Genomic DNA, 10,483 nt, shown 5'->3' on the forward strand with positions numbered 1-10,483 from the left:
CATAGGGCATAAATATATGAATATATTGGGTAAAAAGCAAGAAAAATAAGAGGCGGGTCATAGGTTATAGGTCATAGGTTATGGGAAGGCTTTTCCCCATCACCCATCACCCATTACCCATTACCCATTCGATACAAGACCCCGTGCTTGACCGCGGTGATCAGGCCGTCCCCTATGCCTGTCCGGTCCAATATCTTTTCCATCAGCACGGCGGCCAGGTGGCGGGGGCGGGAGGTGTCGTACTTGTTGAGGACTATGGTGCGGTTGAGGCCGGACGTGGATTTGAGGAGGGCGTCATCCTGGAAGAGGCGGATGAAGATGTCGGGGTAGACGAGGCGCGGAGGTTCGGTCCCCGTCTCGCGGCTGAAGAGCTCATGGCGGAAGACCGCGTCGTCAAATGGCTTGAAGAGGGCGTCGAGGCCCGCCACGATGAAGACCCTGTCCGAGAAAGGGGGGATGACGGGTTCGTGCGACGCCGGGTACTTGAGGGGGTGACCCTTTGCCCCGTCGGCCTCGATGAGGACGACATCGAAATCGTTGCCCAGGGCCTCCACTTCCGCGAAGGGCAGCGCCGTCAGTTTGGGTCCCTCGATCGTCTTTCCGATGTGCATGAACGGTGCCCCGCGCGGTCCCTTCATCCAGTCATCGAAAAGGGTGAAGGGCTCGGCGATGAATATCCTTGTCGTTGTCGCAAAGGCTACGGATTTGCCCACCGCGAGGCAGGCACGGGCGAGATGCTCGATGAAGGTCGTCTTTCCCCCTCCCCCGACGAAGGAGACGAACTTCATGTTCCCGATCAGGTCTGACGGGTCATTCGTCCTTTGAATATGCCACATAGGGAAGGGTCCTGATGCGCTTGACGATGGCGAGGACACGGTCCCTGTCGCCTTCATCCACGTAGAGGGAGGCGAAACCTTTTTGGAGGATGAAAAGGCCGTCGTAGGCGGTGTCCTTGTGTTCCTTGATGGTGTAAGGAATGTCCTCTTTATCGAGAGCATCCTTGATCATGTCCATCTCAAAGATGCTCTCGATGGTGTGGACGTTTATCTGCTTACTTCGGTCCATTCGGGGTGGATTTCGGGAACGATCCCTTGTCGGCCGGACCGACCCAGACCTCGAGCTCGGTCTGAAATGCCCCGCGGGATATCTTGATGTTGCAGGTCTTGTCTTCCTTGGCGTAGTTCATGACGATGTCTTTGTACCGGAAGCTGTTGATGTACTTCCAGCCGTTCTTGGCCATGTTGAGCTTGTAGTAGCTCTCAACCGAGGCGGGGTCGACATTTCCGGTGAAGACGATGACCCCTGCCTTGAAGGTGGGCGTCTCGTAGACGAAGCTGCGATCGTTGACGATCTCCAGTTCCTTCGGGACAGGCACATCGGAAAAGCCATAGAAGGCCTGGTTGAACCCCTGGGTCTTGGGGGCCGGCGCCGGTTCAGACCCTTGTTTCTGGAAAGCTGCGCACCCGGCGCACACCAGGGACAACGCAAAGCACAGGACCACGATCTTCTTCATACATTCCCTCCCTCATTGTCTCTCTCGAGATACGCGTACGCGCTGTGGTTGTGTATGCTCTCGAAGTTCTCCGCCTCGATGGCGAACCACCGGATGTTCGTATCCCGTGATAATCTCTCGGATATGTCCCTCACCACGTCCTCGACGAACTTTGGGTTGTCGAAGGCTTGCTCCGTGATGAACTTCTCGTCTTCTCTCTTTAGAATAGAGTATATATCACTGCTTGCACTCTTTTCCACAATATCGATGAGGTCCTCGATCCAGAAGAACCTCTTCGTGTACACGTCGACCTTCGTGATCCCTCTCTGGTTGTGGGCTCCGCGCTCACTGATCTCCCTGGAGCAGGGGCAGAGCGTGTTTATGGGGACCGAGACGGAGACGATGAACTCCGTCATGGTGTTGTCGGCGCCCATGGAACCCTTGAACCCGCACTGGTATTCCATGTAGCTCGGCGTCTTCGAGACGGGGGCCTCTTTCTTGATGAAATAAGGGAAGGACACGGACATGTGCGTGGCTTCCGCGTCGAGCCGTGCCTTCATCTCCTTCAAGATGTCGGGGAAGTTCTTCATGTTGATCATGTTCTTGTATTCATGCAGGATCTCGACGAACCTGCTCATGTGGGTCCCCTTGTAGTGGTGGGGGAGGGTCACGTACATGTCGATGGTGGCGATGGTGTTCTGATGGCCGTTCGCCCGGTCGAGGACGATGATGGGGTACTTGACGTTCTTGACCCCCACCTTGTCGATCTCTATCTCACGGCTGTCATGCATATTCTGGACGTCAGCCATTTTCTGTCTATCGTTCATAGATCGCACAGGCCTTTTCCGATTCCCAGACGGTGACCTTGCTTACGGACACGCGTTCTCCACCCATGAGCTTTTCCATCTCCGTGAAGATGTACATGGCTATGCATTCAGCGGAGGCGGCCTGCTCGGCGAAGAACGGTATATCATTGATGTACTTGTGGTCGAGGACATCGAGGACTTTCTGCAGGTTTGCCTTGATGGTTTTGAAATCGACGAGCATCCCGTCATCTCCCAGACTCTCGCCGCTCAGGTAGACTTCCACGGCAAAATTGTGCCCGTGGAGTTCCTCGCACTTGCCCTTGTAGCCGACAAGGCGGTGAGCCGCCGCAAATGAATCCTTCACGCACAGTGTGAACATGCCATAAGATATCGTCTGAAGGGGGGGAAAGTCAAGAAGACGGGTGATAGGTTACAGGTCATTGGTCATGGGAGGAGAGTTCAATTCCCATAACCTATTACCCGGCACCTATCACCTGCAGTCAAATACAAACAGGCTTCAATACTGAAGCCTGTCGGGTTGATTCCGGTCGAGATAAGAGTGCTAGCTCTGCTTCTTCACCGCTCTTCTTATGAAAACGTAGCCTTTTGCCGGGCCGGGGACGGCGCCTTCGACGAGGAGAAGGTTTGTGTCGCCGCGCACGTCGATGATCTTGAGGTTCTGGACCGTGATCCTCTTCGAACCCATGTGGCCGGCCATCTTCTTGCCTTTCATCGTGCGTCCGGGGGTCATGTTCTGCCCGATGGAACCACCGTGCCTGAAGAACTCGTGGGAACCGTGTGATGCGGGGGCACCCTTGAAGCCATGGCGCTTGACCACGCCGGCGAAGCCCTTGCCTTTCGATGTGCCGGTGACGTCGATAAAATCCCCGGGCTCGAAGATGTCCACGGAATAGACGGCACCCACCTCGTTCGCCTCAAGGTCTTCCGGTGTTACCTTGAACTCCCTGAGGACCTGAGTGGGCGTCACATCGGCTTTCTTGAAATGGCCCGCATCGGGCTTGTTCACGCGCTGCACCTTGATGACTTCATCAAAACCGATCTGGACGGCGTTGTAACCTTCCTTATCGGCGGTCTTCTTCTGGACCACGTAGCACGGACCGGCTTTTATGACCGTAACGGGGACAACGTTCCCGTGTTCGTCGAATATCTGCGACATGCCTAGTTTCTTGCCTATAAGACCTAATCCCATGGTGGACACCTCCAAAAAATTGTAACATCATAGTCAAAAACTACCCGAAAGTCAAGATGAATTCCGTCAGACACGCTGTGCGGTCAGCTGCGGGCAGGTGAGGAGAATAATGCAAAAAAAGCTTAATGGATCACTTTTTTCTCCGAAAACCCCAATATACGACTATGACTCATGCAATGCCAAGAGAGCAGCTGATCAACCAGGCGAGCGAGATCAAGGTGATCCCGACGCTGGACAGCATCGTGAACAGGGTGTTCACGGTTCTCGGTAACAACAACTCTTCCTTCAATGATCTCTCCGAGGTGGTCAAGTACGACCAGGCCATCTCCTCGAAGATCATCAGCATTGCGAACTCCGCCTATTACAGCAGGGGTATCGAGATATTCAACCTCCAGCGCGCCATGCTCACCATAGGCTTCGAAGAGGTGCGGAGCATCGTGAGCTGCATCCTGCTGATGGAAGGCATCATAAAGATGCTGAGGCTGAAGGAGGATGACCTCCTCGATCTGTGGAAACACTCCATCGAGGTGGCCTCGGCTGCACGCCTTCTGGCGGAGCGCCTTTGCATCGAGGACCCCCAGAAGGCCTATACCGCGTCACTCCTGCACGATATCGGCAAGATCGTCTTCTATCTCGCCGTTCCCGACTACGGAGAAATACTGAAAGAAACCAAGGGGACGGGCGACGTCGTCGCCCTCGAGCGTGACCGTTTCGGCATCGATCACCAGGAAACGGGGTACATCATTGCCGTAAAGTGGAAATTCCCCCACGACTTTGCCCGCGTTATTCGCGGCCACCATGGCGACCATAAACCGGATCAGCAGGATTCCCTGCTCCGGGTGGTGAACGCCTCGGACCGTTTCTTCACGCGCACATTGAGCGGACAGTCGACGGAGGCCTTCATACTGGACAAGGAAAAGGGCGCCATTACGCTGGAAGTTGAGAAGATAATGGAATTTCTCCAACTGGGTTGACGAGATGAAAATGAAGGACATACAGACGGAATCGATGAAGCTCCAGTGGAACTTCTACGAGAGGACCATAAACAATTATTCCATCATAATGCGCATCATGCAAAGCGCGGAAGAGGACCTGCTCATAAGCCATGTGCCCAGGATCTTCGTGGAGGAGTCGTTCTTTGATGTGTGCAAGATCATGGTCGACGAGGACGGCATAATACGCGAAGGGTTCTACAGCATCGACGAGACCTTGAACAGCCTCGATTACGCGAGTGTCGCAGCCTTCAACGGCAGCTCGGCCACGGCCTCGCTTGTGGATGATGTCTTCGGGTACGGTCTTCTCTACATATACCCCCTCCGGAGAGAGCTCAGGACGATCGGGTATCTCGTGCTCGGCAAGAGGTACTGGATAAACATGGAACTGAGGCTCCTCAGGGAACTCGAGATCGTCTGCGACATATACAACAGGTCGCTGCTCCTTGGCAGCGGGGGGGCGCGCCGAAAAGGGGTCCATTCGGCGGCCACCTTCGAGAAGGTGCTGGAGGTCTTCCCCGATCCCCTCGTCCTTCTGGACAGGAAGGGTTACATCTGCTACGCGAACAGGAACGCAAAGGCGCAGTTCGAGACAAAAAAAGGTTTCCTGCTCGGCGAACGTGCGGACAGGGCCATACCGGGCTTGCCGGAAGACCTCGTCAAGAAGAACCGCCCCTTCCGGGGGGAGATACGATACAAATTGCGGGACGATTACAGGATGTTCCGTGTCGAGAGCTTTGCCGTCAAGAATGCCGACGAGAAGGGAGAATGGCGGGCCATCATGTTCAAGGACGTGGCGAAGATGAAGGTCAGTGAGGAAGAACACCTTCTCAGGAAACGGACGGAGAGCGTGGGAATGTTGGCGGGAGGCATTGCCCATGATTTTAACAACATGCTCACGGGTATTCTCGGTTACGCGGCTCTCATGAAGAAGCTCCTTTCCGACGCAAAACTATCCCGCTACGCGGAGGCGATCGAACACTCCGCCCAACGCGCATCCAAACTGACGAAGCATCTCCTCAATTTTTCCCGCCGGCAGAAGAGATCGACGGGCCTCGTCGATGTGAACGCCCTTCTCGATGACGTGCTTTTCCTGCTGAAAGAGAGTTTCTTCAACATACGCATCGAAAGGGACCTTGACGCCACACTTCCCAACATAAAGGGGGATGAGGCGGAATTGCAGAACGTTTTCCTGAACCTTTTCATCAACGCAAGGGACGCGATGGACGGAGATGGTCTGCTGCGCGTTTCAACCTCGCGGCAGGACAAAGGCTACATCTGCATCGAGATACAGGACACGGGCAAAGGGATCGACGAGGCGCTGCAGCACAAGATATTCGAGCCCTATTTCTCGACCAAGGAAGGCGTTTCCAATCTCGGCATGGGTCTGTACCTTGTCGACAAGGTGGTCAAGGAGCACGGGGGTTTCATCGAAATAGTCAGCGAGAAAGAAAAGGGCACAGTCTTCTACCTCTATCTGCCTGCTCCGACAATGCGGATGACAGACACAAAGAGAAGGGAGGCGCCGCGCCGCGGCCAGGGCTTGAGCGGCAGGACCATTCTCATCGTGGACGATGAATACCTGGTCCGTGAGCTGCTCAAAGGCATCCTTTCGGAAACGGGCGCGAGGCTTCTCGAGGCCGAGAACGGCGAAGACGCGCTCGAGATATACGCCCGGCATCAGCGTGAGATCGATCTTGTGATCCTCGACGTGATCATGCCGGGAATGAAAGGCGACGAGGTGCTCCGGCGCATCCGAAAGACCCATGCGGACATGAAGGTCATCATCTCGAGCGGATTCATGAGCGAACAGCAAAGGGAAAAGCTGAAGGAATACAGGGTCGACGGTTTCCTCGACAAACCCTTCAAGGACGACGAAGCACTCTCGGCGATAGCGGAAGTGCTGGAAAGACAGTAGACGGGCACACGAGTCTGCCCTTCGGGCAAACGGGCACACGGGAAAAAGATGTGCCTCTCTTGTTCTGCTTTCACCCGTTCACTCGTTAGGCGCGTGAGCGCCGACCCGTTTGCGCGAAGCGCGGACCCGTGTGCGTTTTCTCCCTATTTCAAATTCTCCTTCCTTCTCCACCTTCTGTGCGAGGCGACGGCGAAGCGGTGGGCTTCGTCGCGCATCTTCACTATTTCCCTGAAGACGGCTGATGCCCGGGGCAGGGCGAGGGGGTTCTTTCGTCCCGGCACGTAGATGACGTCTTCCATTCTCCTGCGGCGCTCTCCTTTTGCTATGGAGATGATGTCCCTGTCGACGTTGTTGGTCTTGAGCACCCGGTGGGCCGCCGCGAGCTGTCCCTTGCCCCCGTCTATTACGAAAAGGTCCGGCAGGGGGCCGAGATCGACGTTCTTCACCCGGCGCGTGAGCACCTCCGTTATCATGGCGACATCATCCATGGTTTCCCCGGAGCGGATGTGGAAGACGCGGTACTGGTCCTTTACGGGCTTGAAATCCTGGAAGACCGTGAAGGCACCCGTGGGATTCTGCCCGCCGATATGCGAGATGTCGTAGATCTCCACACGCCGCGGCGCTGTCTTCAGGCGCAGGACATTCCGGAAGGACTCGTCGAGAGGCAAGATTTCCGGCTCGTGGAGGTTTTCCACGGCGAGGCGCACCATGTCCCTCACACCACTGTGGGAAGGATCCATGATCTTCACGGGGCCTTTCTTCCTTTCCCTGAGATACGTCTCCAGGACGTCGCTGTCATCCATCTCCTCGGAGAGGATGATCTCGTCGGGTATGGGGCGCGAGCTGTAGTACTGGAAGAGAAAGGTCATTATCATTTCTCCCGGATCGTCCCCGTAGAAGCGCTCCTTGTACAGACGCCGCGAGAGGAGGACACCCCTGCGGAAGGTGAGGACAACGAGCGAGACCTTCCCCGTTCCCTCGGAGAAGGCCCAGGCGTCGCGGTTCTTTCCGAAATGCTCGTGGACATGTTGCTTTTCCATCATCCCCCGTATGGCCTGATGGCGCTCCTTCAGGACCTGGGCCCCTTCGAAGTCCCAGGCGGCGACCTTTTTCGCGATGCGGCCCTCGATATCCTTCAGGACCTTTTCATCCCTGCCGGCAAGGAAGTTCCGCACATCGCCTATGGTCGCCGCGTACTCGGCGGTGTCAACGGGTATGACGCACGGCCCCGGGCACTTGCCCACCTCGTAAAGCATGCAGGGCCTCTTCCTTTTCCGGAAGACGGTCATCTTGCATTTCCTGACGGGATAGAGACGCTCGATGAGCTTCAGGATGTCCCGGACATCGCGGGCGTGGGGATAGGGGCCAAAGTAAAGGGAGCCGTCGTCGACGATCGTGCGGGTAGCGAAGAGGGCAGGGTACTCGTCCTTGACCGTGAGCTTGAGCGATATGTACGATTTGTCATCCTTAAGGTCAATGTTGTATTTCGGGGTGTGCTCCTTGATGAGGTTGTTCTCCAGGAGAAAGGCCTCTTTCTCGTTCGCGGTGAGGATGAAGTCCACCGCGTGGACCGTCTCCGCCAGCGTCCGCGTCTTGATGTCCTTCACGTCGTCGCGAAAGTAACTGCGGACACGGTCGTGGAGGTTCCTGGCCTTGCCTATGTAAATGATCCGGCCGTCGCTGTCCTTGAAGAGGTAGACGCCCGGTGATCCGGGCAGGCCGTCGACCGTCGTCCCCGGGATCACAGGGTAAGCTCCGTTTTCTCGATGGCCAGCAGCCTGTCGCGAAGCAGCGCCGCTTTCTCGAAGTCCCATTTCTTCGCCGCCTCGGCTATCTCCTTCTTCAATCTCCTGACCATCTTCGAGAGCTGTTTGGGCTTGAGTCCCTTTGTGTCCAGTTGGTCGACGGGCATCTCGTAGTAGTCCTTCTCGTAGATGGACGAGAGGACATCGACGATGGATTTGCGGATCCCTTCGGGAGTTATCCCGTTCTCCTCGTTGTATGCGTGCTGGACGGTCCGGCGGCGCTCGGTCTCGTCGATGGCCCGGCGCATGGATTCCGTGACCGTATCCGCGAACATGATGACCCTGCCGTTGAGGTTCCGGGCGGCCCGGCCGCAGGTTTGGATGAGAGAGGTCTGGGAACGCAGGAAACCTTCCTTGTCGGCGTCAAGGATGGCGACAAGGGACACCTCTGGAAGGTCGAGGCCCTCCCTGAGGAGGTTCACGCCGACGAGAACATCGAACTTTCCCAGCCTCAGGTCTCTCACGATGGCGACCCTTTCGAGGGTGTCGACGTCTGAATGGAGGTACTTTGTCTTGATTCCCCTGTCGATGAGAAAGTCCGTGAGGTCTTCGGCAAAACGCTTGGTGAGCGTCGTGACGAGGACCCGTTCCTTCGCCTCAGTGGTCTTCTTTATCTCGATGATGAGGTTCTCCACCTGGTCCTTCGCTGGCTTGAGGATGATCTCGGGGTCCATGAGGCCCGTGGGCCGGATGATCTGCTCCGCGACGCAGCCCCGGGACCTCGCGAGTTCATATTGAGCGGGAGTGGCGGATATATAGAGGACCTGTTTCTCCCGTGCCTCGAACTCCTCAAAGGTGAGAGGACGGTTATCGAGCGCCGACGGCAAACGGAATCCGTGTTCGACGAGAGTTGTCTTGCGCGACCTGTCTCCGCGATACATGGCGGCGAGTTGAGGCATCGAGACGTGGCTTTCGTCGATCATAACGAGGGAATTCGCCGGGAGATAGTCCATGAGGGTGGGCGGGGGTTCGCCGGGGGCCCTGCCCGTAAAATGACGGGAATAGTTCTCTATCCCCGAGCAGTAACCAAGTTCCTGCAGCATTTCGATGTCGTATCTGGTCCTCGTCTCCAGGCGCTGTGCCTCGAGGAGCTTGTTGTGGGACCTCAGGAGGTCGAGGTGGGCGGCGAGCTCCTCCTCGATGGATGCGATCGCCCGGTCTATCGTCTGGCGGGGCATAACGTAGTGCGTGGTGGGGAAGATGGTTACGCGCCTGAACCGTTCGAGGGCCTTGCCTGTGAGGGGATCGATGCTGGAGATGGACACCACCCTGTCCTCATCGTGGATGATCCGGAACGCCCTGTCCTCCTCGTAGGGCGGGAAGACGTCTATCGTGCCGCCGCGAACGCGGAACCTGCCCCGGTAGAAATCTATGTCGTTGCGTTCATACTGGCCCTGAACAAGACGTTGAAGGATGGCCTGCCGTTCTATCACCTGTCCTTCCTCGATATTGAGAAGCATCCCGTAATATGTCTCGGGCGAGCCGAGGCCGTAGATGCAGGAAACGCTGGCGACGATGATGATGTCCTCCCGTTCGAAGAGCGCGTTTGTTGCCAGGAGCCGCATCCTGTCTATCTCTTCGTTGATGGAGGAGTCCTTTTCGATGAAGGTGTCCGTGGAAGGGATATAGGCCTCGGGCTGATAGTAGTCGTAGTAGCTGACGAAGAAGTGGACCTCGTTTTCGGGAAAGAGCGTCCTGAACTCCGCATAGAGCTGTGCCGCCAGGGTCTTGTTGTGGGAAATGACGAGGGTCGGTCTGTTGACGCGCTCGATGACGTTCGCCATGGTGAAGGTCTTGCCTGATCCGGTAACCCCGAGCAGCACCTGGTGGGCAACCCCTTGGACGATATTCCGGGCGATCTTGTCGATGGCCGCGGGCTGGTCTCCCTTTGCCTCATAATCACTGACAAGCCTGAACCTCTGCATAACGCTATAGTCTAATGTCCTTTTGACGGCATGTCAAAAGGACCGCTTGAACCGCTCGACCGGCTCTTGACTGAGTTGGCTCCCGGTTGAGATCGTGTTCCGCCGTCATTCCTTCGCACCCTCTCAATCCGTCATTCCGGCGAAGGCCGGAATCCCATATGGCTGACAACTGTCAAGTGTAAATGTAACCTGCCCTTTTTGCCTTTCTCATATGGCTGACAACTGTCAAGTGTAAATGTAACCTGCCCTTTTTGCCTTTCTATGTCATGGTCTTTCGATCAGGATTAAGCCAGGGGACGGGGCCGAATAAAGACGTCTGATATTCTCATATCCGC

General features: G+C 56.3%; 10 protein-coding genes. 2 read left to right on the top strand and 8 right to left on the bottom strand.

Features of this window, described 5'->3' with window-relative positions; translation table 11 throughout:
• Positions 1 to 113: 113 nt before the first annotated feature.
• The 6 genes from yqeC to rplC form a co-directional block, all read right to left on the bottom strand.
• Positions 114 to 788 carry a putative selenium-dependent hydroxylase accessory protein YqeC gene (yqeC, locus tag GXX82_01135; GenBank protein NLT21630.1) on the bottom strand — a complete coding sequence of 225 codons (675 nt, stop codon included), beginning with the start codon at positions 786 to 788 and terminating at the stop codon, positions 114 to 116.
• A 22-nt stretch (positions 789 to 810) separates the two neighbouring features.
• Positions 811 to 1,065 (bottom strand): DUF2007 domain-containing protein, encoded by a 255-nt coding sequence (locus GXX82_01140; GenBank protein NLT21631.1) that lies wholly within the window; start codon positions 1,063 to 1,065, stop codon positions 811 to 813.
• The gene (locus GXX82_01145) at positions 1,052 to 1,513 is read right to left on the bottom strand and encodes a hypothetical protein (GenBank protein ID NLT21632.1); all 462 of its coding nucleotides are present in this window, start codon (positions 1,511 to 1,513) and stop codon (positions 1,052 to 1,054) included. The genes GXX82_01140 and GXX82_01145 overlap by 14 nt, the downstream gene beginning before the upstream one ends.
• Positions 1,510 to 2,301 carry a GTP cyclohydrolase I FolE2 gene (locus GXX82_01150; protein ID NLT21633.1) on the bottom strand — a complete coding sequence of 264 codons (792 nt, stop codon included), beginning with the start codon at positions 2,299 to 2,301 and terminating at the stop codon, positions 1,510 to 1,512. The genes GXX82_01145 and GXX82_01150 overlap by 4 nt, the downstream gene beginning before the upstream one ends.
• Before the next feature lie 7 nt (positions 2,302 to 2,308).
• The gene (gene queD, locus GXX82_01155; GenBank protein NLT21634.1) at positions 2,309 to 2,677 is read right to left on the bottom strand and encodes a 6-carboxytetrahydropterin synthase QueD; all 369 of its coding nucleotides are present in this window, start codon (positions 2,675 to 2,677) and stop codon (positions 2,309 to 2,311) included.
• A 183-nt stretch (positions 2,678 to 2,860) separates the two neighbouring features.
• Positions 2,861 to 3,508, bottom strand: coding sequence for a 50S ribosomal protein L3 (gene rplC / locus GXX82_01160; protein NLT21635.1), 648 nt, complete (start codon positions 3,506 to 3,508; stop codon positions 2,861 to 2,863).
• Between the two features lie 176 nt (positions 3,509 to 3,684).
• Here rplC and GXX82_01165 point away from each other — a divergent pair, with 176 nt between their 5' ends.
• Both GXX82_01165 and GXX82_01170 read left to right on the top strand, forming a co-directional pair.
• Positions 3,685 to 4,482: an HDOD domain-containing protein gene (locus GXX82_01165; GenBank protein NLT21636.1), complete on the top strand. Its 798-nt coding sequence runs from the start codon at positions 3,685 to 3,687 to the stop codon at positions 4,480 to 4,482.
• A gap of 10 nt (positions 4,483 to 4,492) precedes the next feature.
• Complete coding sequence (locus GXX82_01170; protein ID NLT21637.1) at positions 4,493 to 6,418, top strand: response regulator; 1,926 nt, start codon at positions 4,493 to 4,495, stop codon at positions 6,416 to 6,418.
• Between the two features lie 143 nt (positions 6,419 to 6,561).
• Here the strand turns inward: GXX82_01170 and uvrC are convergent, their stop codons facing one another.
• Both uvrC and uvrB read right to left on the bottom strand, forming a co-directional pair.
• Positions 6,562 to 8,163 carry an excinuclease ABC subunit UvrC gene (uvrC, locus tag GXX82_01175; protein ID NLT21638.1) on the bottom strand — a complete coding sequence of 534 codons (1,602 nt, stop codon included), beginning with the start codon at positions 8,161 to 8,163 and terminating at the stop codon, positions 6,562 to 6,564.
• On the bottom strand, positions 8,160 to 10,148 hold the full coding sequence (gene uvrB / locus GXX82_01180; GenBank protein ID NLT21639.1) for an excinuclease ABC subunit UvrB: 1,989 nt from the start codon (positions 10,146 to 10,148) through the stop codon (positions 8,160 to 8,162). The genes uvrC and uvrB overlap by 4 nt, the downstream gene beginning before the upstream one ends.
• Positions 10,149 to 10,483: the final 335 nt, after the last annotated feature.

This window comes from Syntrophorhabdus sp. (genome assembly GCA_012719415.1).
Classification (GTDB): Bacteria; Desulfobacterota; Syntrophorhabdia; order Syntrophorhabdales; family Syntrophorhabdaceae; genus Delta-02.

Excerpts from the sequence above, each read along its gene's own strand:
- uvrB (NLT21639.1), bottom strand. The coding sequence starts at position 10,148 with ATGCAGAGGTTCAGGCTTGTCAGTGATTATGAGGCAAAGGGAGACCAG.
- GXX82_01170 (NLT21637.1), top strand. The coding sequence starts at position 4,493 with ATGAAGGACATACAGACGGAATCGATGAAGCTCCAGTGGAACTTCTAC.
- yqeC (NLT21630.1), bottom strand. The coding sequence starts at position 788 with ATGAAGTTCGTCTCCTTCGTCGGGGGAGGGGGAAAGACGACCTTCATC.
- queD (NLT21634.1), bottom strand. The coding sequence starts at position 2,677 with ATGTTCACACTGTGCGTGAAGGATTCATTTGCGGCGGCTCACCGCCTT.
- GXX82_01145 (NLT21632.1), bottom strand. The coding sequence starts at position 1,513 with ATGAAGAAGATCGTGGTCCTGTGCTTTGCGTTGTCCCTGGTGTGCGCC.
- rplC (NLT21635.1), bottom strand. The coding sequence starts at position 3,508 with ATGGGATTAGGTCTTATAGGCAAGAAACTAGGCATGTCGCAGATATTC.
- GXX82_01140 (NLT21631.1), bottom strand. The coding sequence starts at position 1,065 with ATGGACCGAAGTAAGCAGATAAACGTCCACACCATCGAGAGCATCTTT.
- GXX82_01150 (NLT21633.1), bottom strand. The coding sequence starts at position 2,301 with ATGGCTGACGTCCAGAATATGCATGACAGCCGTGAGATAGAGATCGAC.
- GXX82_01165 (NLT21636.1), top strand. The coding sequence starts at position 3,685 with ATGCCAAGAGAGCAGCTGATCAACCAGGCGAGCGAGATCAAGGTGATC.